The sequence below is a fragment of the Pedobacter sp. SL55 genome (assembly GCF_026625705.1).
Classification (GTDB): Bacteria; Bacteroidota; Bacteroidia; order Sphingobacteriales; family Sphingobacteriaceae; genus Pedobacter.
The window spans coordinates 2,880,253-2,903,873 of sequence record NZ_CP113059.1; the positions used below are offsets into that span (position 1 = coordinate 2,880,253).

The 23,621-nt window shown below is 38.5% G+C and carries 18 protein-coding genes and 1 pseudogene; 13 read left to right on the plus strand and 6 right to left on the minus strand.

Going from position 1 to position 23,621, the window contains the following annotated elements:
• Positions 1-100: 100 nt before the first annotated feature.
• The 4 genes from OVA16_RS12990 to OVA16_RS13005 all read right to left on the minus strand — a co-directional run bounded on the left by OVA16_RS12990 (position 101) and on the right by OVA16_RS13005 (position 5,433).
• On the minus strand, positions 101-1,075 hold the full coding sequence (locus OVA16_RS12990) for a Gfo/Idh/MocA family protein (RefSeq protein WP_267760033.1): 975 nt from the start codon (positions 1,073-1,075) through the stop codon (positions 101-103).
• 139 nt (positions 1,076-1,214) lie between these two features.
• Positions 1,215-3,122: an ABC-F family ATP-binding cassette domain-containing protein gene (locus OVA16_RS12995; protein ID WP_267760035.1), complete on the minus strand. Its 1,908-nt coding sequence runs from the start codon at positions 3,120-3,122 to the stop codon at positions 1,215-1,217.
• A gap of 333 nt (positions 3,123-3,455) precedes the next feature.
• A complete protein-coding gene (locus tag OVA16_RS13000) occupies positions 3,456-4,136 on the minus strand; it encodes a response regulator transcription factor (RefSeq protein ID WP_267760037.1) in 681 nt (226 codons plus the stop codon).
• Complete coding sequence (locus OVA16_RS13005; RefSeq protein WP_267760039.1) at positions 4,129-5,433, minus strand: sensor histidine kinase; 1,305 nt, start codon at positions 5,431-5,433, stop codon at positions 4,129-4,131. The genes OVA16_RS13000 and OVA16_RS13005 overlap by 8 nt, the downstream gene beginning before the upstream one ends.
• A gap of 108 nt (positions 5,434-5,541) precedes the next feature.
• Between OVA16_RS13005 and OVA16_RS13010 the strand changes: the two genes are divergently transcribed.
• On the plus strand, positions 5,542-7,701 hold the full coding sequence (locus tag OVA16_RS13010; protein ID WP_267760041.1) for an outer membrane beta-barrel family protein: 2,160 nt from the start codon (positions 5,542-5,544) through the stop codon (positions 7,699-7,701).
• Positions 7,702-7,863: 162 nt separating this feature from the next.
• Here the strand turns inward: OVA16_RS13010 and OVA16_RS13015 are convergent, their stop codons facing one another.
• Positions 7,864-10,950 carry an AsmA family protein gene (locus OVA16_RS13015; protein ID WP_267760043.1) on the minus strand — a complete coding sequence of 1,029 codons (3,087 nt, stop codon included), beginning with the start codon at positions 10,948-10,950 and terminating at the stop codon, positions 7,864-7,866.
• 147 nt (positions 10,951-11,097) lie between these two features.
• On the opposite strand from OVA16_RS13015, the gene OVA16_RS13020 reads away from it, so the two are divergent.
• From OVA16_RS13020 to OVA16_RS13075, 12 genes and pseudogenes are all read left to right on the plus strand, one after another.
• Positions 11,098-11,505 carry an Rrf2 family transcriptional regulator gene (locus OVA16_RS13020; protein WP_267760046.1) on the plus strand — a complete coding sequence of 136 codons (408 nt, stop codon included), beginning with the start codon at positions 11,098-11,100 and terminating at the stop codon, positions 11,503-11,505.
• A 131-nt stretch (positions 11,506-11,636) separates the two neighbouring features.
• A complete protein-coding gene (locus OVA16_RS13025) occupies positions 11,637-12,284 on the plus strand; it encodes an NAD(P)-dependent oxidoreductase (protein ID WP_267760048.1) in 648 nt (215 codons plus the stop codon).
• 204 nt (positions 12,285-12,488) lie between these two features.
• Entirely contained in the window at positions 12,489-12,887 is a 399-nt protein-coding gene (locus tag OVA16_RS13030; protein WP_267760050.1) for an HYC_CC_PP family protein, read from the plus strand.
• Positions 12,888-13,121: 234 nt separating this feature from the next.
• The gene (locus OVA16_RS13035; protein WP_267760051.1) at positions 13,122-13,472 is read left to right on the plus strand and encodes a heavy-metal-associated domain-containing protein; all 351 of its coding nucleotides are present in this window, start codon (positions 13,122-13,124) and stop codon (positions 13,470-13,472) included.
• A gap of 134 nt (positions 13,473-13,606) precedes the next feature.
• Positions 13,607-14,896 (plus strand): efflux RND transporter permease subunit, encoded by a 1,290-nt coding sequence (locus tag OVA16_RS13040; RefSeq protein ID WP_267760054.1) that lies wholly within the window; start codon positions 13,607-13,609, stop codon positions 14,894-14,896.
• 156 nt (positions 14,897-15,052) lie between these two features.
• Positions 15,053-16,991: pseudogene (locus OVA16_RS13045) on the plus strand (efflux RND transporter permease subunit).
• 124 nt (positions 16,992-17,115) lie between these two features.
• Positions 17,116-17,565: a TolC family protein gene (locus OVA16_RS13050; protein WP_267760056.1), complete on the plus strand. Its 450-nt coding sequence runs from the start codon at positions 17,116-17,118 to the stop codon at positions 17,563-17,565.
• Positions 17,566-17,600: 35 nt separating this feature from the next.
• Positions 17,601-18,374: a hypothetical protein gene (locus OVA16_RS13055; RefSeq protein WP_267760058.1), complete on the plus strand. Its 774-nt coding sequence runs from the start codon at positions 17,601-17,603 to the stop codon at positions 18,372-18,374.
• A 156-nt stretch (positions 18,375-18,530) separates the two neighbouring features.
• A complete protein-coding gene (locus OVA16_RS13060) occupies positions 18,531-19,685 on the plus strand; it encodes an efflux RND transporter periplasmic adaptor subunit (protein ID WP_267760060.1) in 1,155 nt (384 codons plus the stop codon).
• Positions 19,686-19,726: 41 nt separating this feature from the next.
• A complete protein-coding gene (locus OVA16_RS13065; protein WP_267760062.1) occupies positions 19,727-20,941 on the plus strand; it encodes an efflux RND transporter periplasmic adaptor subunit in 1,215 nt (404 codons plus the stop codon).
• A gap of 115 nt (positions 20,942-21,056) precedes the next feature.
• Positions 21,057-21,587 carry a DUF3347 domain-containing protein gene (locus tag OVA16_RS13070; RefSeq protein WP_267760064.1) on the plus strand — a complete coding sequence of 177 codons (531 nt, stop codon included), beginning with the start codon at positions 21,057-21,059 and terminating at the stop codon, positions 21,585-21,587.
• A 150-nt stretch (positions 21,588-21,737) separates the two neighbouring features.
• Complete coding sequence (locus OVA16_RS13075; RefSeq protein ID WP_267760066.1) at positions 21,738-22,199, plus strand: VOC family protein; 462 nt, start codon at positions 21,738-21,740, stop codon at positions 22,197-22,199.
• Positions 22,200-22,523: 324 nt separating this feature from the next.
• On the opposite strand, the gene OVA16_RS13080 is transcribed toward OVA16_RS13075, so the two are convergent.
• Positions 22,524-23,618: an FAD-binding domain-containing protein gene (locus tag OVA16_RS13080; RefSeq protein ID WP_267760068.1), complete on the minus strand. Its 1,095-nt coding sequence runs from the start codon at positions 23,616-23,618 to the stop codon at positions 22,524-22,526.
• Positions 23,619-23,621 lie beyond the last annotated feature (3 nt).

The window sequence follows — 23,621 nt, forward strand, 5'->3', positions numbered from 1 at the left end:
GGCTTTAGCCAAATATCTACTAAAGCTATTTTTGTGTATAAACTTAATGGCATTACTTATTTCTACGCCGTCACTAATGATAAAATTTGTGGATCTGTGGCTAGTGAACAGTAAACGCATCCATAATTTTCATGGTTTTTAGCGCTTCTTCGGCAGAGCAAGGGTTTTCTCCTTCGCCTCTAAAATAAGCCACTACGTGTTCTATCATAGGCTGTTCTACTTGTTGCAGCGGCTCGAAATTGAGTATTTCTTCTTGGCCTTCAATATTTATTTTGATGTACTGTCCAAAAACAGAGAAAGTGATTTTTCCTTTTGACCCGTAAAAATCACAGCTGTCTGATTGTTCACTTTTTGGAGCAGAGAAGCACCACAAGCCATTAAAAACGACGTTGTTTTCGAATTCGATATGACCGGTAACTAAATCCGCAACTGGTGCTTTTGGATCATTTTTGCTAGCCAAACCGTGGAAGTTTAACGCATCTCCAAAATAGTATAACATCAAATCTAGTTGGTGCGGAGCCAAATCATGAAATAAACCACCACCAGAAATTGCCGGATTAATGCGCCAGTTTTCTTCTGAATTGGCAATGATATCGCTTGCCGCAGGTTGAAGCATTTTCAAATCCGCAAAACGAACTTCGCCTATGGCTTTTTCTTCTAATAACGATTTGATTTTTAAGAACAAAGGCTGTGCCCTGCGGTAATGGGCTACCACCAATTTTACGCCATGTTTTTCCGAAGCATCAGCCATTCGCTGCGCTGCGGCACTATTTAGCGCCATGGGTTTTTCCACGTACACAGGTTTGCCCGCCGCAAGTGCTGCTAAAGTATATTCTTCGTGTTGTAGGGGCGGAGTGGCAATGTAAATTGTATTTATTTCAGGGTCGTTAATTAAATCGGCAGCATTGCTGTACCATTTAGGTACGCCATGTCGTTTGGCATAGTCTGCTGCTTTGGCAGCATCTCTACGCATTACGGCTACCAATTGCGAGTTAGCTACTTTGTTAAATGCAGGTCCGCTTTTAACCTCGGTAACATCGCCACAGCCAATAATGCCCCATTTAATTTCGTTCATGATAAGTTGTTTTTATAATTATGAAATTAGACGTCATTTCGACGACCGTAGGAGGAGAATTGAAAATCAACGAAGTTAAATCTAGCAATTGATATAGAGTTAGATTGCTCACATACGTTCGCAATGACGAGAAATACTATTATCCCTCCAATTCCATAATCTCCGATGCCAGTTCTTCCCAAGCCTTTTGTGCCGCATCTAGCAAAGCTTTTTCAGCTAAATATTTTTTATTTGCTTCATCCAGCTTTTGCTGATGGCTAAAAACTTCTTCTTTTGCTAATTCAGCTTCACAATCTTTTACGCTTTGCTCAAACACCGCAATTTCTTCTTCGGTACGTTTCAGTTTATCGTTCAGTTTTTTTAATTGTTGCTGCGTACTTGGCGAAGCAGGTTCTTTAACCACAGGCTTTTTTTCTTCTGGTTTTACCGGAATTGCCTTTGGCATGGGTTTTACTCTTTTCGCATCCCATTCCTCAAACTCGGCATAAGTGCCTGGGTACTCTTTAATTTTATCCTCTTCTATGAACCAAATTTTGTTCGCCACATTGTCCAAGAAATACCTATCGTGCGACACTGAGATAAAAGTTCCTTCGTACTGTTGTAGCGCCTGTATTAATATGTTTACCGATTGGATATCCAAGTGGTTGGTAGGCTCATCCAGAATTAAGAAATTGCTATCGGTAGTTAAAGATTTTGCCAAGGCCACCCTCGATTTCTCTCCCCCAGATAATACCTTGATCTTCTTGAAAACATCATCACCTGTAAACAAGAAACAGCCTAAAATGCCACGTAATTCGGTATCGGTATGTTTTGGTGCAAAGGCTTGTAGTTCCTCTAAAATGGCATTGTCTAAGTGAAGCGATTCTAATTGGTGCTGCGCAAAGAAAGTGGTGGTTACATTATGACCAATTTCACACTTTCCTTCAAACTTTTCGGTGCCGGCAATGATACGCAACAAAGTAGATTTACCCTTGCCGTTGGCACCAATCAAAGCAATTTTATCGCCTTTTTCAATTACCGCTTCTGCATTTTTTAAAATTTCGATGTTGGGGTAGCTCTTCGAAATATTTTCTAAACGTACCACATGGCGGCCCGAAGGTTTCGAGAACTTAAACGCAAAATTTACCGTTGGGTTGTCATCATCCACGTCATCCACACGCTCCATTCTATCCAACGCTTTCATACGAGATTGAGCCATTTTCGCCTTGCTAGCTTTAGCCTTAAAACGTTCAATTAAACGCTCTTCTTGCTTAATTTTAGCCTGCTGATTCTTAAACTCTCCGCGTTGAATTTCTGCTCGTAGTTCTTTTTCTTCTAAATAAAAGGAGTAGTTGCCTGCGTAGCTAGTTAATTTCCCCTTACGGCTTTCTACCGTTTTGTTGATAATCTTATCTAAGAAATACCTATCGTGCGACACAATCACAATGGCTCCTTCAAAACCAGCTAAATAGGTTTCCAACCACTTAATAGAAGGTAAATCCATGTGGTTGGTAGGCTCATCCAGTAATAGAATATCAGGATCTTGCAGCAGGATTTTCGCCAACATTACCCTCATTCGCCACCCTCCAGAAAAAGTATTTAACGGTCTTTTCTGATCTTCGGTACTGAAACCTAAACCGGCCAAAATCTCGTTGGCACGATACTCTATATTGTAGCCATCCAAAGCATCAAATTCTTCCTGCTTTTGGGCCAATTTATTTAAAACATCTTCGCTGTAGTCTGTTTCTATAACCTTTAAAAGTTCTTCAATCTCGTCATGCAGCTTGTTTTGGCGGTCAAAGGCTTCCATTGCAACCGCTAAAATTGGGTTGTGGCTATCGTACGAAAGTAAATCTTGGTTTAAATAGCCAATGCGTAAATCTTTGGCCATAGAGACGCTGCCCGATGAAGGAGCATATTCGCCAACAATTATTTTTAGCAAGGTCGACTTTCCAGTTCCGTTCGCACCAATCAATCCAACTCTGTCTCCAGGTTTTATATGCCAGTCGGCTTCGTCGTATAAGGCCCTTGAGCCAATCAAAAAACTAAGGTTATTAATAGAAATCATTATGGGGCAAAGGTAAGGAAATTTACGGTTTTAGATTTACGATTTACGATTTCGAACAAATTCCGTAATATTTGGAAAAGCAATGACGGTAGTGCTGTTTTGTGTCACTCCCGCTTTCGTTTTAATCTTTTCGCTGGTACTTTCCATCGATAACTGTCATGCTGAGTTTATCGAAACATCTGTTAGCAATGAACATTCTTCGACAAGCTCAGGATGACACCTGCAAAAAGTATTTGCACTTCAATCGGGTTTGGGAAACTTACATTTGTGTACCAAACTTTCTGTTCTTGGTGTCTTTGTGGTTGGTTTTTTATTTTTCTAACACTTTTGCTGCTAATCCGGAAATTCTACCTTAAAGCCAATGCCACGTACCGAATCAAACTTGATGCGCTCATCTTCCTTAAAATATTTTCGCAACCTCGTCATGAAAACATCCAGGCTTCTACCCAAGAAATAATCATTTTCTCCCCAAAGCTTCTCTAAAATTTCTTTGCGGTTTACTACTTTATGGTTGTTTTGGCTCAGCAAAATCAGCAATTCCGTTTCCTTTTCGGTAATGGTATAAGTTTTATCTTTAAATACGATTTGATATTGAGAGGGTAGAAAGCTGTAATTGCCAATCGAAATGATTTGTGCCAATTCACTTTTCTGCTCACGTTTGAGGATGTTTTTTACCCTCAGCAGCAATTCTTCTGGTTCGCAAGGTTTTGCAATGTAATCATCGGCGCCTAGTTTCAAACCTAAAATCCGGTCAATACTTTGTGCTTTGGCTGTTAGAAATAAAAAAGGAATTTTACTGCGCTCACTGATGATTTTCGATAAATCAAAGCCATTCATTTCTGGCATCATCACATCTATAATGGCCAATTGAATGTTATTCAACGCAGCTAATTTTTCCAAAACTAAAAGAGGATTTGAAAACCAAGTTACCTCGAAACCCGAAAATTCTAGGTATTGTTTTAAAACCAATCCCAGATCAAGATCATCTTCAACTAATAAAATATGGCTAAGCATTAGGTAAAGTAATTTTAAAGGTTACGCCATTTAATTCATTTGAGGACACTTTGATGTTGCCGCTGTACTTTTCGACGATTTGTTTAATGATGTACAAACCTAAACCTAATCCGTTAATTTGTAGGTTTTCTGGTCTACTTACACGGTAATATTTATCAAAAATGTAAGGTTGTGCTTCTTCAGGTATACCAATACCATTATCAGCTATTTCTATGTAAATCTGCTTTCCAAATTGCAAATTAACCTTCACTTCGCTTGCTTTATATTTCACTGAGTTTTCTACAAGATTATTCAAAATCTGCTCAAAATCGCTTTTTAGCAAAGTTTCATTGTTGTTAAACTCTATAACTGTTTGTAATTTAATTTGATCAAATCGTTTACTGATGTTCGAAACATAGCTATCAACATCTGTTTTTAAAAGCAGTTCACTATCGGAAGAAGAATTATGGATAGAAGAAACTACTTTTTCCAATCGCTGGATTTGTCTGTCTAATAGCTGCTTCATGTCGCTATCTGGAGTGCTGGCTAAAGTGAATTTGACTGTAGTTAGCGGTGTGTTTAGTTCATGAGCGATAGAATCTATAGAGGTATAAAGCTGCGAAATTTTCAACTGTTGCAATTTTAAATTCTTTAACGTTCGCCAAAAAAGATAGGTAAGCAAAAGAATAATTGATAAACTGACCAACGATAAAGGCAATATTTTCTTAAAGATGAGGTAATTTGCGTTCAGTAATTCTGCCGAAGTTCTGGACCGGATAATGTAATGGTAGTGTTCATCAACTTTTAGTTCTGTATCCTTTTCAGAAAAATTAGAGTTCCACTTGCCTTCGTTAAATACAAAACCTTCGCTAATTGGCGCTTTGGTTTTAAATAATATTAGTGGCGCTTTATTGGGTAGAAGGTCTTTTTTCTTGGTTTCGTCAAACACAGAATAGATTTCGCTTTTTAAAGCAATCTTAAAATCGGTATTGATGGTTTCCTTGGCTAGAATTGAATCTACTTGCGATTCGTAAAAGTTCTTGAAATGATACCATTGTTTCTTTTCACTGATTTTCTGGTTCATGAACTGTTGGTTTGACGATAACTTTTTTAAGCTCATGATTAAAGAATCTTCGCTAGACTCGCTCTCGTATTTTTCTAACTGCGTTAATACCTCACTAGCAATTAACTGTACCTTTTTATTTAAATCTTTTTTCTCCAAAAGATAAGAGTTGTACAGGTAATAGCTTTGCAAGGCAATCAACACCAAAAAGCTGATGACGAAAAGCAAAGTTGTGCCAATTTTTTTATTCATCATTCAAAAGTACGAAGCTAAATTAGTTCTTCACAACGTTAACCTTCCATTAACGTTTCGTTAACTCAGCTTCTGCCATTTTCGCAACAGTTTTGCAGAAAATAAATGACTATGAAGTTATCCCTCACTATTTTCTTGTGCATACCACTTTTTGTATGGGCACAAGAAGATACTACCAAAAAATCCTTAAAAAAAGATACAACAATTGTGTTGAATGCCGTAAACATAAACTATAAAAAACCAATGCTAAAACGCAAAGCGGATAGATTGGAGTTCAATATAGATCAAACGCCTTTGCAAAATTTAAACGGATGGGACATTTTGAAGAATACACCAAACGTGGTAATGAAAAACGACGCACTTTCTGTGCAGGGTAACACCCAAATTCTGGTAACGATCAACGACAAGCGAACTTTGATGAGCCAAGAGCAGCTGAAACAATTTTTAGAAAATACGGAGGGTAGTAGCATCAGTTCCGTGGAAGTGATTACCAATCCGCCAGCAAAATATGAAGCTCAAGGCGGTGCAGTCATCAATATTAAAATGAAGCAAAATAAGTTAGCTGGCTACAAGGGCAAACTTTCGGGACGTTACCACCAATCTATTTATGCCAAGGGTAGAATAGGCTTGATGCAATCTTTCAATACCAATAAATGGGCTTTAAGTGGCGACTATAATTTTGTATCTGGAGATTATGTGCGTAAGAATATTGATGTAGTAACTTTTGCTGATGACCAAACGCGATGGGAGAGCGACATGGTTAGAAAGACACAGGCACATGAACAACATTCTTACAATTTTGCTGCACAATATAGTATCGATACGCTTCAAAATATCCAGTTCGGTTTCGATGGGAATTACAACCCGGCATCTATTGGGAATTACAATGTGCCCACCAATATTTACAACACCACCAACAATGTTCTACAGTCGAGTTATCAAACTTTAAATGATCGAAAACAGCGTTATGGAAGTTTCAATGCCTATTTAGCTTATGATAAAAAATTTGGGGCCAATAACTTAACTTGGTCTAATAATTACAGTAACAATTATCATCGCGAAAACCAAGAAGTAGCCACTTTCTTTCGTTTCGTTAACGAACCAGAACGTTACAATCGCTTTGCAAACCACAGTTTACAGTTGATTGATTTGTACGCTTCGCAACTGGATTATCGTTTAAGCCAAAAAAAGCTAACCTTCGAAAGTGGCGTAAAATACAGCTATGTAAGTAACCAAAACGATTTAAGTTTCTTCGATGGCAACCAACAAGATCTAGTGCTAGATCCAAATAGAAGTAACTTATTTAAGTACAAGGAAAATATTTTTGCTGCTTATGCTTCTGCAAATTATCAATGGGATAAATGGGAAGCCAAGGCAGGTTTGCGTTCAGAAACTACCCTGATTAAAACGGTTTCCGATAATCCTTTCGTAGAAAATAAGAATACCAGAACCAACTTATTTCCTACGGTTTATATGATGTACAATGTGGCTAAAGATCAGCAATTAGGGTTTTCTTATGGCAAAAGGATCAACAGGCCCAATTATGATTTTCTTAACCCGTCGAAATCTTACTATAACTTCTACGCTTATTTTCAAGGCGATGCTAACTTAAAAGCTACTATGATCCATAACTTGAGCACAACTTACACCTTGAAAGATTGGAATTTCGAACTTTACTATATCCACAGAGTTAACCCTTCGATGGAGATTTCTGTTCAAAATCCGGAAACTTTTGAGACTATTTACAACTATACCAACATCGAAAAGAGCAATAACTTCGGAGCTAATGTTTCTAAAAGTTTTTCGCTAACGGATAAATGGAAAGTGAATTTATATGCCATGGGCGAGTACAACGACGATTATTTTATAGGTGTAGATAAGGTTTTGTATAAGAACAAAAATTTCTTCTACTACGGAAATGTCTCTACCCAGATTACTTTAGATAAAGCCAAAACTTGGGATTTGAACATGTCTTACGTTTACAATTCTAAATCGATACAAGGTTCGTTTAATATCACTTCATCGCAGAATACCAACATTGTGCTCAACAAGAAAATGTTCGACAAGAAATTTGAAGTTGGTTTCGTAGTCAACGATATTTTTAAAACGGATAACAGCATCGTTTCTGCTAAGTACGCTAATCAAAACCAGTATTTTACAGATTATAGAGATACGCAATATTTCATGATCAACCTTAAATATAACTTTGGAAACCAGAAAGTGAAAGATGCGAAGGCCAGGGCAAAAACCGATGAGCAGAATAGGATGTAAAAATTTGGACAAGCGAGAGTGGCGCCGAAAGTTTAGCGATGCTTTTTCTTTGTCGTCATTTTCGACGAAGAATGAGGAGAAATCTAGCTAATAGTTTATCCTGTGGCTAGATTTCTCTCTGCGTTCGAAATGACGAACTATGAAAGTTATGGTTTAAACAAACTACTTACTCTCCTCGTCTTCAGTTTCTTCCAATTTACCGTCTTTATTACGTTTCAGTTTAATAATTGGCTTTTCTTGCGTGCCAGTTACGCTTAACGGAATACCAATTAATCCGAAAGGAGGTAAACCTAATCTGCCCTTCAAATTTAAACGACCATCTAAGCTTACTTCGCCTTCAAATCTCGGTCTAAAACCAGCAATCTTCATTTTGGTACGTTCAATAGTCATGATGTTATTTTTGATAGAAGTTTTAACGACCACATCTTTCAAATTAGGGTTGGTTAAACTATCTCTCTTAGTTTCTTTACTTACAGCATTCATCATTTTGAAACCAGCTAATTTCACATCCTTTAAAGTTAAAGTACCACTACCTTTTATAGATGGCAATACTGGGTACATTTCGTCATTCAATCTGCCTGTTAATTGGTAATCTAAGCCAACAATGCCCTTCACTTTCGAAGCAGAAGTAGCCATTTCTCTAAATAACGTGATTTCTTTGTAAGCTCTGGCAATGTCAAATTCTTTGGCGTTCAGTTTAAAATAAAAGTTGGCAGATTTTGGACTGGTACTTTGGTAGCTCGCATCCATTAACACTTTTGCGCCGATGAGATCAAAGCCTGTTTCAGAAAGCATCAGTTTACCATTGTTAATTACCATTTTGCCTTTGGCGTTTTTAAGGTTCAGTCCGCTATATGCTACATTATCAGCATTGGCTATAAAACTTACATTTAAATTGGCAGGGATAAGGATCACGCCTTTAGTGGCACTTGCTGCTGCGGTAGTATCGCCAGAGAAAGCCATAAATTCATCTGCTATAATATTCTTGCTATGCAACACAAAACTTCCGCTCAGTTTCTCTCTTTCGTCAAAAACAAAGTTCACGTAGTTGTTCAGATTTCCGTTTAATTTAAAATCTGAACCACCGTAAGTAGCATTAAACTCATCAAATTTTAAAGCCGAAGAAGTAAATGAAAACTTGCCGTTTTTAATGATGAACGCATTCGGGAACATATCGGTAAGAATATTCAAATCCTTAATGCTCATGAAACCTTTGTTCTGTAAACGACCATATCTGCCGGCCATTGCATCGCTCTGCAAGCCTTTAAAATTTACATTGGTGTAAATCAAGCCATGAACTTGGTAACCTGGAACTGCGAAGATCTTATACAGTTTTCCAATATCTAAAGTTCCTCTAGAAGCAATATCGTAAGATACATTTTCGAAGTTGCTTACATTAGCTTTTAACAAAAATGGCTGTTTTGCCATTTCGAACGAGATGGGTTTAATGTGTACCAATGTGCCTTTTAATGTCCCGTCATTATTGGTAACAATTGCATCAATATCTATTTTTTCTAAAGCTTCGTTAAAGTTTGCGGTTTTGATATAGCCTCTATCTAACTTTATTGAAGCCTTGGTAATAGGGAAAAGCTTCTTAATTTTATCATAAGAACCTTTGCTGTTTATATCAATCGCTAACTGTCCATCTAAAGCTAAATCTTTAATAGGGTAGAAGTTCTTAATTTCTGCAAAATTGATCGCTGTTTTTAAACCTAAATCTACTGTGATGTTGTTGATGGTCTGCAGTTTCAAATAGCCTTTAATGTAATTCGACATCGCATTGATATCGATACTGCTAATTTCTAACTTGGTGTTCTTGTAATCGCCGTTAACGTTGTTGCCTACAAAATCGAAGTTAATTTTATCTATAGGAGAGGGCAAAGAAGCATATTTGAAATAACCATTGCTCAGTTTAATTTTAGCATCAAAAGTTGGTACGGTAGCAATAACGGTATCTACTTGCCGCAAACCACTTTTAACCACTTTTTTGCTGTATTTACCATCTGCATTTACACTCATTACTAGCCTACCTTTAATGTTTAGGCTATCCATGTTCACCACTTTTGCCCATTTTTCTAAATCGATGTTAGAACGGGTTTTGGTATAGATTTGTGGTTCTTTCAATCCTTTGATTTTCGTAACCGAAGCCAAATAATCATTGCCAATATTAAAGAACAGACTGTCCATATTCAAATCCAAACTATCAGGATTTAAGCTCGGGATTTTGGTTTGTAGGTTTAAGAACAGGTTTTTGATAGGCTCTGGTGCATTCGGATTTTTGATTTCACCATCACGCACTTTCATATTGAAAGCCAAGCTTGGCATCGTGTTGCTTTCCGCAATGTACTTTCCAATTAGGGATGCATCAATTTCGGCATAACCTTTTACCTTGGTTTTTTCCAATTTCTCAGCAATCTCGGCAGGTAAGGCAGTAAAGATATTTTGTAAATCGGTTTCCTTCGCCTGTGTTTTGAAATCCATATCATAACCATCTTTTAGGAAAGAAAAACGGCCTACAAAGCGAATAGGCAAGGAGTTGATTTTGATGTCGTTTTCATCAAACAATAAATCTAAAGAGTTGGTATTGATTTTGGTAATCAATTTGGCATTTAACTCTTTGTGTAATAGGTAAGGAGTTCCTGCGTAATAAATATCAGCATCTTTGATAGACAGCTTACTCTTTAAATCGAAAATTGCCTTACTTAAATCTCCAGTGCCGCTGTAATTAACTTGTCTGGCAACAATCATCATCGGTATCGATTTGTCATTGTAAACCAAATCGCTGTTTTTGATGTAGATACCCTCTATTTTGATTGCTGTGCTACCTGTATCGGTACTTTTCTTTCCATCGGCTTTGCTTTCGTAAACATTATAATTTGCGTGGCCTTGCTCATCAGAAAGGATATTGATTTTGGCATTGTCCAAGTAAAATTCATCTACTTTGATTTGATCGCCGAACAGAGAAAACAAATTGATACCCAGAGCCATTTGCTTTGCGTAGATCAAAGTGTCATTTTTAAAAGGCTCAGAACCTTTCAATAGAAACTCATCTAAATTAAGCGTTAAAGAAGGAAAATGCGTGAAAAATGAAAGTCCAGTGCCTTTAAAGCTAACTTCTCCTTTGATATTCTGATTAATCGTTTTGGTAATTTGCTGATTAATCGTTTTAGGGATAAGCAACGGAACGATAAATAGGAGCGCTATTAATGAGGCAATGCTAATGCCCAAGATTTTAAAAAACTTTTTCAAGATGGTAAGTGTTAATGGCGTTGCAAAGATATGTTGTAAAACCATTATTAAACTATTTCTAACATATTTTAACAAAAAAATGGTAGAATAATTTGTGAGCTCGATAAGTATTGTGTTACTTTGTACTGTAATAAATAAAATTACAGAATGAATAACGGAAGATTTGCCATTTCTCTACATATTTTAGTTTTGCTAGAAAAAGCAAATGGAGAACTGCTGTCTTCTGATTATATGGCTGGTAGTATCAACATCAACCCTGTTTTGGTAAGAAAAGAATTAATTAACCTACGAGAACATGGTTTTGTGATGAGCAAAGAAGGCAAGAACGGTGGTGCAACTTTGGCTAAAGCGGCAAATCAAATTAAACTTGGGGCGATTTACCAAAGTGTAAAAGGGAATTATCTTTTAGGTAGCCATAAAAATGATCCAAATCCACTTTGTGAAGTTGGGAGAGATATTAATAGGCACTTAGGCGATTTATATGATGAAACAGAAAGACGTTTAGTAAGTGAGTTAGATAAGCAAACACTGGCAGATTTTAGCGCCAGATTTTAATATATTTTTTTAGCTAAAACTGTAATAAAAATAGTTACAAATTAAATTAATTATCAATAATCAAATTACAATAACCAAAGAAGTTAAGACTAGATGTAATAGTTATAAAAATTAACAATTAATTAAATTATATGAAAGTAGCAGTAATTGGAGCCACAGGCTTTGTAGGACAAAATTTAGTAAACGAATTGGCTAACCGCGGTCATGAAGTTTTAGCCATTGCAAGAAACACGGATAAAGTGGCGGCAAGAGAAAATGTAAAGGCAGTAAGCGTAGACGTGGTAGATCAAGCAGCTTTAGCGGCTGCGGTTAATGGTAACGATGTAGTGGTAAGTGCTTTCAATCCGGGTTGGACTAACCCTAACATTTTTGAAGATTTCATTAAAGGTGCAGAGGCAATTCAAGCGGGTGTAAAAGCTTCGGATGTAAGCAGATTGATCGTGATTGGTGGTGCGGGCAGTTTGTATATTGATGGTCATCAATTGGTAGACGGACCAGGCTTTCCTTCAGAAATTAAACCTGGAGCAACTGCGGCAAGAGATTACCTAAACACGTTGAAAGAGGAAAAGGAATTGAATTGGACTTTCTTTAGTCCAGCTATAGAAATGCACCCTGGCATTACCATTGGTCGTACAGGTAAATACCGTTTAGGTTTAGAAAACCCAGTTTTCGATGAGGTCGGCAAATGTGTACTTTCTGTAGAAGATTTGGCTATCGTAATTGCCGACGAAGTGGAAAGTAACAGACACCCGCGTCAACGTTTTACTGCGGCATATTAATATTTCCTAGTTTATAATTTTACGAAAAACAGGGGAGGTGCCAAAGTGTTGGTGCAGCCCCTGTTTTCTTTGATGCGTTCTAAAACCCTTTGCATTCAAAGATTAGCTTTTACTCATTATTCTTTCGATATTTTGTCAATTCTATAACAGATTTTGAAAATTATATAAAAACCTATCTAACTTTTTATTCATATTTGTATCGTAATGAAGAAATTCTTTTTAACACTTATTGCATTTTTCTACCTGGCAGTAGCCAGTGGGGCTGGAGTGAATCTTCATTACTGCATGGGCAAACTCGTAGATTGGAGTTTAACCGATAGCGAAAAACATGCTTGCGATTTCTGCGGCATGGAAAAAAAGGAATCTTCCGCAAAATCTTGCTGTAAAGATGTACAACATCAAGCAAAAGTAGATCAGGCTCAAAAAGCAAGTGCACAGGTTTACAAGTTCGAGCAATCGGTTTTTGTACTTCCTCAGGTAAAACCTTTGGAAAGCTATCTTTTCACAGTTACCAAAGTTATTTCGCAAGAGGCCAGAAGTAATGCGCCTCCATTAGGGCAACGAACCCCTATTTTTATCAAAAACTGTACTTACAGAATATAATACCCTCTTTCTTTCGAAAACGTAATGCCTTTAATTATGTCGTCATTCCCGCATAGGCGGGAATTCTAATGCGTACGCTTTACGATTCCCAATCGAGTTGGGAATGACGATAAAACAAAGTTTCGAACAAATCCAACCGGCTTTTAGCCAAAACAATCCAAATCTTATTTATTAACCCGTTGCTAGTGAAATCAGCTTTGCTTGATATTTTACTGTCAACAAAATTTAGAAATTATGAAATCATTAAAAATGATCGCTGTTGTAGCATTCACTATGTTAGGTACTGTAGCTTTTGCACAAACAAAAACAGACAAAATTAAAGTATTAGGAAATTGTGGTATGTGTAAAAAACGTATCGAAACTGGCTTGAAAGATGCTGCAATTACTAGTGCTGCTTGGGATAAAGACAATAAGTTTTTAACGGTAAGCTATGACAGTTCTAAAATCACTAACGCTGCAATTCAACAAAAAATAGCTGGTTTAGGTCACGATACGGATAAAGCAAAAGCTAAAAACGAGGTTTACGCTCAATTGCCAAGCTGCTGCAAATACGACCGTACTGGTAAAACGGTAAAGGCACACTAGCACCGTCTGTCGTCATTCCCAACTCGATTAGGAATCTTAATGCATTTATAATTGCTATTGCTTTAAGATTCCCGCGTAGGCGGGAATGACGGCTTGACTAGAAGAAAGAAAAGAAAGAGGGTAATAATTTTCAAATGGTACATCAAATTATTGACTGGTCTATGCGCAACCGATTTATCGTGTTGGTGTTGGCCATTGGGATATTTGTTTGGGGCATTTTTGCGGTAAAGAAAAATCCGATAGATGCAATACCAGACTTGTCCGAAAACCAAGTAATTGTATTCACAGAGTGGATGGGGCGTTCGCCTCAATTGATTGAGGATCAGATTACTTATCCATTGGTAACCAATTTACAAGGTATTCCTAAAATTAAATATGTGCGTGGTTCTTCCATGTTCGGTATGAGCTTTATCTATGTCATTTTTGAGGATGATGTAGACGTGTATTGGGCTAGAGAGCGAGTGCTGGAACGAATTAGTACGATTTCGAAAACATTGCCAGATGGCGCTACACCACAGCTTGGTCCAGACGGAACGGGCGTAGGGCACGTATTGTGGTACACTTTAGATGCGCCAGATACAGACTTGGGCGAGCAACGTGCTATCCAAGATTGGTATGTGAAATTTGCTTTGCAGACTGTACCAGGCGTAAGTGAAATTGCTTCGTTTGGAGGTTTTCAAAAGCAGTACCAAATTGCGATAGATCCTAATAAGCTGCTGTTTTACAAACTGACAGTGCCACAGGTGATTTCGGCAGTAAGAAGTAACAACAATGAAGCTGGCGGACGGAAATTCGAAATGAGCGATATTGGGTACATTATTAAAACGTCGGGTTATCTAAAATCAATAGACGAAATTGCTAGTATTCCTATTAAAAACCAGAATGGTACGCCTATTCGTATTGCGGATGTGGCTACCGTACAAATGACCGGCGAAACTCGTTTAGGGATTTTTGATCAAGATGGTGAAGGCGAACGTGTAGGCGGAATTGTGGTAATGCGATATGGTGAAAATGCTGCTGATGTGATTGATAAAGTGAAGGCTAAAATGGCTGAGGTATCTAAAGGTTTGCCAAAAGGGGTGAAGTTCGATATTGTTTACGATCGTGGCGAGTTGATTAAAGAATCGGTAGATTCTATTAAACACACCTTAATTGAGGAGATGATTGTGGTTTCGTTGATCGTGATTATTTTCTTGTTTCACTGGCGTAGTGCGGTAAGTATCATTATCCAAATTCCAATTACCATTGCCGCAAGTTTTATTTTGTTGAATGCGTTTGGCATCAGTTCCAATATCATGTCGTTAACGGGTATTGCATTGGCTATTGGTGTAATTGTAGATAATGGAATTATCATGAGCGAAAATGCGTATAAACATTTGTCAGAAAGATATGAACAGGTGGTTGGAAAAGGAAAATCACAGTAGAGACGCAAAATTTTGCGTCTATGCGATGTGAATGAAGCAGTAATAGAGACGCAAGATTTTGCGTCTATGCGATGTGAAGTAGGGAAGCAGCAAGGAGACGCAAGATTTTGCGTCTGTACTGGGGGGAATTAATTAAAATTAAAAATTATAAAGCCGATGAAAAATTGGTTAAGAAATAAATTTCGCAAAGAGCCAGAATGGATCAGCGAAGAAGAACGATTGGCAATTATCGCCCAAGTCGAGCAAACAAGTGTCGAGAGGGGTGTTTTTTGCTACGGTAATTATCATCACGTCGTTTTTGCCCGTGTTTATGTTAACCGGACAGGAAGGAAAATTATTCCATCCCTTGGCATATACCAAAACGTTCATCATGATTGTAGATGCTTTATTGGTAATCACTTTGGCGCCTGTGCTAATCTCCTTTTTTATGAAGGGGAAATTTAAGCCAGATAGTGCCAATCCGGTAAATAGATTTTTGGAGAGAGTGTATGAGCCTGTCATTAGAAAAGTGCTGAAATGGCGTAAAACAACCATCGCTATTAATGTGGTGGCTTTGTTAATCGCCATTCCCTTGCTGAAAAATTTGGGTACGGAGTTTATCCCCCCATTGGATGAACAAAGCATTTTGTTTATGCCGGTAACCCTGCCAGACGTGTCTAACGCAGAGGCGAAAAGAATTTTGCAGGTGCAGGATAAAATCATCAAATCGGTACCAGAGGTAGATAAAGTGCTGGGCAAAGCAGGTAGAGCAAGTACAGCTACTGACAACTCGCCGATTAGCATGATTGAAACGATCATTACGCTGAAACCGAAAAGCGAGTGGCGTGAGGGAATTACAAAGAAAGATATTATTACTGAGCTGGATGCGAAATTGCAAATTCCGGGAGTGGTAAACGGTTGGACACAACCCATCATCAACCGCATCAATATGTTGGCTACGGGTATCCGTACCGATGTGGGTATTAAAGTGTTCGGACAGAATTTAGATACCATCGCAGCAGTTTCGGAGAAAGTAAAAGCCGCTTTGGAAGGCACTGCTGGCGTGAGCGATCTGTTCGTAGAACCGATTACTGGCGGGAAATATTTAGCTATCGATATCAAAAGAGAAGAACTGGCTCGCTACGGTTTAAACATTGATGATGTAAACCAAGTGGTAGAAAGTGCTTTAGGCGGGGCAAACATTGGCAATACGATTGAAGGTAGACAGCGTTTCTCGATCAGTGTACGCTTGGCGCAAGAGTACCGTAACAGCGTGGAACAAATCCAGCGTATTCCGTTGCAATCTCAGGGTTTTGGCAGAATTCCTTTGTCGGCAGTGGCCGATGTCAAGTTTGAAGATGGTCCGCCGATGATTAGTTCTGACAATGCGATTTTACGTGGTGCGGTAATGTTCAACGTTCGTGACAGAGATTTGGGAAGTACGGTAAAAGAGGCGATGGAACAGTTGAACAAAGAAGATGGCATTTTGCCAGAAGGATATTTCTTGGAGTGGAGCGGTCAGTACGAAAATTTAATTAGAGGTCAGCAAACTCTGATGTGGATTGCACCAGTGGTTTTAGTGATTATTTTCTTCTCCCTTTACTTTGCTTTCCATTCTATCAGAGAAGCTTTCTTGAGTTTAATTACAGTGCCGTTTGCTCTGATTGGTGGTGCCTACATGATTTATTTCTGGGGCGTTAACCTTTCGGTAGGTGTGGCGGTGGGGTTCATTGCTTTGTTTGGTATTGCGGTAGAAACGGGTATCGTAATGGTAATTTACTTGAACGATGCCATGCAACAGTTAATCAAACTCAAAGGAAATTCAAGAGAAACCATTACCAGAGATGATTTGCGAGAATACGTGATTTATGGTGCAGCAAAACGCTTGCGTCCAAAATTAATGACGGTTTGTGTGTCGCTATTTGGTTTGGTGCCAGTGTTATGGGCTACCGGTGTAGGGGTTGATGTAATGCAACCTATCGTTTTACCTATGATTGGTGGTGTGTTGACTTCTTCAACTCACATTTTACTGGTTACACCACTCATCTTTTTAATGTCTAAAGAATACGAATTGAAAAAATACGGAAAATTGGAGGTGCACGATGTACAACATTAATAAAACTTCTATAAGTCGTCATTCCCGCGTAGGCGGGAATCATAAAGCGAATGCGGGGAATGGATTTATCTACTCAAGCATTAAGATCCCGAAACAAATTCGGGATGACGGCAAGGGTAATTGGGTGTCGTTGCAAGTCGGAAGAATTGCTCTTTTGGTTGTATTAACGATTGTTTTTTCTTTCACAGCCACAGCCCAAACTCCAATCCTTTCGCTCGATACCATTCTAAATCGTATCGACCAGAACAACTTACAGCTTAAATCTTACGGTTTAAAAGCCGAAAGTTACCAGTACAATGCCAAAGCAGCTACTGCATGGATGGCGCCAATGGTTGGTGTGGGAACTTTCATGACACCTTATCCTGGTCAAATGGTGATGGATGGCAGAGACAAAGGTTCGTTGATGTTTCAGGTAGAACAGGACATCCCTAACTATGGAAAGCTGAATGCGCAAAAGAAGTTTATTGAGTCGAAAGCGAAAGTAGAAAGAGCAACTAGAGAAGTGACGTTGAACGACTTCAAAACACAGGCGAAGAAGCTTTACTATGCTTGGTTGGTTGCGCAGCAAAATTGAAGGTATTGGAGAAAAGTACCCAAATTATGCAAACCATGAAGAAGATTGAGGAAATCAGGTATCCTTTTAATCAATCGAAACTGGGAAGCGTTTACCAAACTTCGGCAAAGTTGGAAGAAACGGAAAATATGAAACGCATGCAGGAGGGAGAGATTGGTAGGGCAAGAGCGTGGTTAAACAGTATGATGAACCAACAAGGTAATACCGATTTTAAAATCGATAGCAGTTACGTTCCTCAGTTTGTAACGGCAACAGCTTTGGATACAGCTAGCTTGGCAGTAGTTCGAAAAGATATCGCTAAAATGGATTACAATATCCAATCGATGAATTTGAATATCGGTGCGATGAAAAGACAAAGTCGCCCAGATTTTAGAATTCGTTTCGATCACATGTCGCCTTTAGGTAGTGGTATGCCGAAAGCATTTAGTGTGATGGGAATGGTGAGTATTCCAATTGCACCTTGGGCTTCGAAAATGTATGAATCTGAAGTGAAAGGAATGCAGTATGAGATTGAAGCGATGCAGATGGAAAAAGCGGCTATGTTGCAAGAAACGCAAGGAATGTTGTATGGAATGCAGTATCAGATTAAAACCATGCAACAGCAAATCGCTGCGATGGAGCAAAAAATCATTCCAACTTTACAAAAAACTTTGGATGTGAATGTACTGGGCTATCGCGAAAATAAACTGCAATTGCCGGAAGTAATTGCCTCTTGGGAAGCATTAAATATGATGCAAAACAATGTGCTAGATGAGAAATTGAAACTTTACTTAATGATCGCAGATTATGAAAAGGAATTGTATAGGTAGAACTGAAATTTGCCGTCATTCCCGCGTAGCCGGGAATCGTAAAGCGAGAGAAAAGAAAGTTTTGCGCATTACGATTCTGAAACAAGTTCGGAATGACGAATTAGGAAAGGTACTGCAAAGTACACTGATACTAGTAACAATGCTATTCCTCGCATCTTGCCAAACCAAACCCAAAAAGACCACCATGATATTGGTAAGGTAGAAGTGGATGCGAAGCTGAAAGCTTTAATCGCTCCTTCTAATGAGCAGGTAGTGGCAAAAGCTGAAGTGATTAAAGCCAGCTATGAAACTAAAATTTTTACTGCAGAGGTGCAAGGTATAGTAAATTATGATACTCGTAGTGAAACAAGTGTAGCAAGTAGAGTTGGCGGACGTTTGGAAAAACTGTACATCAAATACAATTATCAGCCTGTAAAAAAAGGACAGTTGTTGTTTGGAATTTATGCGCCAGATTTGGCTGCTGCGCAACAGGAACTGATTTATCTTTCGCAAAGTGCAGGCGATCAAGTTTTGCTAGCACAGGCTAAACAACGATTGTTATTGTTGGGTATGAGCCATCAAACCATCCAACAGGTGTTGCAAAGTAAAAAAGTGAATTACCGTATTCCGGTTTATAGTCCAATAGATGGGTATATTTTGGAGAAAACTTTAGCGAATAGCAATGCTAATGCGGTAAGTGCGCCAAGTAGCGAAAGCGGCGGTGACGGTATGTCGGGAATGAGCGGCGGCGGTAGCGGTAGTGCTACTTCGAGCGCAGCACCAACTCCACAGATAACTAACTCGCCAGTAATGCTTAGGGAAGGGCAATATGTAAACGCAGGGCAAAGCATTTTTACCATTTATAAAGCCGATCAGTTATTAGCAGAATTTGCTTTGAAACCTAGCCTCGGTACTTTGGTTAAAAAGGGAACTAAGCTGGCATTTTATAAAACCGCTGATAAAGAAGAAAGCTTCCAAACCTCGACCATTGGGTTAATACAACCGATGATTAAGGCTGGAGAAAATTTTACAGTGGCGAGAGTTTACCTCAACAAAGGAATGTTTAAAGCAGGAGAGATCTTAACGGCGAAAATCCCAGTATTGGTGCCTCAAAGTTATTGGTTGCCCGAAACCGCAGTAGTTAGTATTGGTGCTCAAAGTGTGGCTTTCAAAAAAGAAAATGGCGTGTTTGTTAGTATGGACCTAAATACCGGCTTACGTATGAACGGAATGGTGCAGGTAAAAGAGGATATTGCTAATGTGGCGTTCGCTAAAAATGCCGCTTACTTAGTAGATAGTGAGAGTTTTTTAAAAGTTAAAAGTGGAAAGTAAAAAGTTTAAAGTCAGACGACCAAAGTTTAACGATAATAAAAATGAAAATAATTAAACATAAACTCTTTATCTATTTCATCCTCAGTCTTATGGCTGGAATTGTAGGCTGTAGTGGGAAGCGAAAAGCTGAAGAAAAATCAACTGAAACGAAACAGCAAACCTTTACCTGCCCAATGCATCCGCAGGTAATTAAGCACGAGATGGGAACTTGTCCAATTTGTGCGATGGATTTGGTGCCTTTCGAGAAAAATAGCGACGATAAAAGTATCAAGCTAGATGCGCAAAGACAATTGTTGGCCAATATCAAAACTATACGTTTTGGCGATGGAGGAAGTGAAGGTATTTCTAGCCAAAGTGTGCTGAATGGCAGATTGGTAGTTGATCCTCAGCAAAGTAATTACATCTCAGCAAAAATTGCGGGTAGAGTAGAAGAATTGTTTGTGAGAGAAACGGGTGTGGCAATTAGCAAAGGGCAGCCGCTATATAAATTGTACTCCGAACAATTGGCTACCTTGCAACAAGAATATCTGATGGCGTTGGCACAACAAAAGCAATTTGCTGGCGATAAATTGGAGCAACAATTAGTGTCATCAGCTAAACAGAAATTATTGTTGTACGGGCAAACGGAAGCACAATTGCAGAGGCTGAGCAAAACGCAACAGAAAAATCCTTACGTAACGGTGTTTGCTACACAAAGTGGAACAGTTGCCGAGTTGAGCATTACCCAAGGGCAATACGTGGCAGAAGGCAGCCCGATTATGCGATTGGAAGGTTACGGAAAATTATGGGTAGAAGCAGATGTTTATCCTAATGAAATGAAACAGATCAAGCAAGGTCAAGCTTTGAAGGTGCTGGTAAATGGATGGGAAGACCAAGCGCAAACTATGAAAGTTGATTTCATTAATCCATCTTTACAGGCCGGTACGCAACTGACACAAATTAGAGGAAGCATTGCTAACCATAATGGACAATGGCAGCCAGGTTTGCAGGTAAAGGTAATGTTGGCGTCGCAAGCAGTAAGCGGAGGGATGAATTTGCCTGTAGATGCGGTAATTCGTGATGGTAAAGGTCAGCATGTGTGGATAAAAACTGGAAAAGACAGCTTCGAACCAATGAAGGTAAGTGTTGGCAAAGCAAATGGAAATAGCATCAATATAACATCGGGTATTGCCTCTGGCGATGAAGTGGTTATAACTGGCGCTTATTTGCTTTACAGTGAATATGTACTGAAGAGAGGAAAACATCCGTTGGGTTAGCTCTGCCATCATCCTAGATTTATTCTGGGATCTTAAAGCGAGATAAAGCGTAATGCATTAGGATTCCCGCCTTCGCGGGAATGACGTAAGTTTTTTAAAAAATAAAACTAAAACAATGAAAAAAAACACAATCTTATTAACAGCAGTAACCATCATCTTCGCTGCTTGCAACAACAAAAAAGCGGAAGACAAAAAAGAAGTAACTGTCAAAGAAAAGGCAGTAGAAGTAACTGTAAATGAAGTATCATTAAAAAACGATCAATTAAATGCGGCCTATCAGCAATATCTGTTGTTAAGCAATGCCTTGATTAATTCGGATTTGGCAACTGCAAGAGAAGCAAGCATGGCTTTAGAGCTAGGTGCAAAAACGTTAAACGGAGGCGAAAAGCTTGCCAATTTGGCTTCAAAAATTACTGTAGCTTCTAATATCGAAGTACAAAGAACATTATTCGCTAGTCTGAGTAATGAGATGATCGCCAAAGTAAAAGCTATTGGTTTGCAATCTGGAGAGGTCTATGTAGAATATTGCCCAATGGCCATGAACGACAAAGGAGCTTCTTGGCTAAGTAATCAAAAGGTAGTTAGAAATCCATATTATGGAGAAAGCATGATTGATTGTGGGGAGATTAAAGAAACTTTGAAATAGGCTTCTTGGCGGTTGGTCTACGCCGGCTATGAACTACATTTTTTAAATACTGTACTAAAATGCCCCATATTTGATTTGTTTGGCTATCTAAAAAGCTTAAATTTAACACTACATTTATCTCAAAATTTATCAAATCAAAAGAATAAAACTATGGTAATTAATCCCTATTTAAACTTTAACGGTAATACCGAAGAGGTTTTCAATTTCTACAAATCGATTTTTGGTGGCGATTTTCCTTTTGTGATGCGCTTTAACGAAATGCCAAAAGACGCTACAGATGGCGAAGGTTGTGCAGGCGAAGAAATTCCAGAAAATGAAGGTAATGGCATTGCTCATATTGCACTTGGTATAGGTAGCACCATGTTAATGGGTACAGATGTGCCTTCTAATATGCCGCCTGCATCTGCTGGAACAAATGTTTCACTTTGTTTAAGTGTGGATAGCCGTGCCGATGCTGATAGAATTTTCGCCGCTTTAAGCGACGGAGGTACCGTACAAATGCCAATGCAAGATCAGTTTTGGGGCGATTATTACGGGATGCTTGTAGACAAAAACCAAATACAATGGATGGTAAGCTACAACGAAGCACAAGATGGAAAAAACAACAAATAATTGGCTTAATAAGTGTGTAAGGTAGAGCTAAAGTATATTTGCCAGCTTGTTGTCCTTTATTTATTTGCCTAAGTTGTTGTTAATTTAAATTGGTCAGGCCCAAAAAAGGTTTCAATAAATGCGTATTTCGCTAAGTATCTAATTTTAGTGTTGGTTTTATTTGCCAATGCGGCAAAGTTGCGCTTGTTTTGGTTGCGGCATTATGTAAATTGCTGCGGTAATTGAGCATATTGCTATGTAAGGTTTTTTGCCAATGTTATTTGCACTATTGGTGGTGTTTGCTTTACCGCTTAAATTTTGCTTTAGTTTAAAATCTTTTGCAATTTATGCATCGAGAGATAATTTAGAACAAGTTTTCCAATAGGCAAAAAACGATGGAAAATATCCCTTTACTTCTTTAAACATCCAGTCTCTTTGGTGTTCGTTGCCACGGTATTGCACATTTGTAGGATGTTCTTTGTAATGTATCGGTTTTGCAGCTATAAGTTTTTCTAACGTTTCAAATTCGCCTACATAATACTGTATGTTTTTAATATTTGTGGCAAGTTGCATCACAAAGTCAATAGTTTTGTTACTAACAGGATATTTTTCAAAAAAACTTGGTGCTAACAGTAGTATGCGGTTGGCATCAAGCTCATTTAACCAAAGGTTGTCGAGGTTATAGAAATTGTAAATGCACGTAGGTAAGTTTTCATTAATTTGTAGTGCGCCAACTTCGGGTAACTTAGTTTTTAAGCTAGGTGTAGTTAGCTCATTTAGTTCAGCTACTTCGCTAAAATGTTCAAACGCCTCATAGGGCCCATCTAAGAACGTATGCGTTTGGTTGGTTTTACAAAATTTGTTAATGTTTTCTTGGTTGGCAAAATATTTCTTGTTGCTAAAACTCCCTGCTACCCATTGCCAACTTAGCGCATTACTTGCCCAATCGGCATCAAGCAGGTGGTAATACATCCATTTTGCCGGCTTTAGCCAGTGGCTATTGCGTAGGTTACAACAAATACTAGCAGTATACATGCGTATATGATTGTGCATGTAGCCGTGGCTATAGAGTTGGCTAATGGCATAGTCTACAGCTTCAATTGTGGTAGAATGTGTGGTTATTGCCAAAGGCATTTGGTAGTTGCTAACTTTGGGCTGCGGTTGTTTTAAATCTTGGTCTATCTCGTTGCCCTTTTCTATCCAAACTTGCTGGAAATAATCTCTCCAAGCCAATTCTTTTAAAAAGCTCTCTATCTGAGACGGATCATATCCCTTTTTTAAAATGGTACTGGCAATCATTCGCGTAGAAATTACACCCCTAGAGATATACGGAGATAAACGCGTAACGGCACCATCTGTGTAATTTCTCGTTTTTCCGTAGGCAACAGGATCTATCTGGTCTATTAAAGTTAAAATTTCTTGATAATTGGTAGTGAACATGGC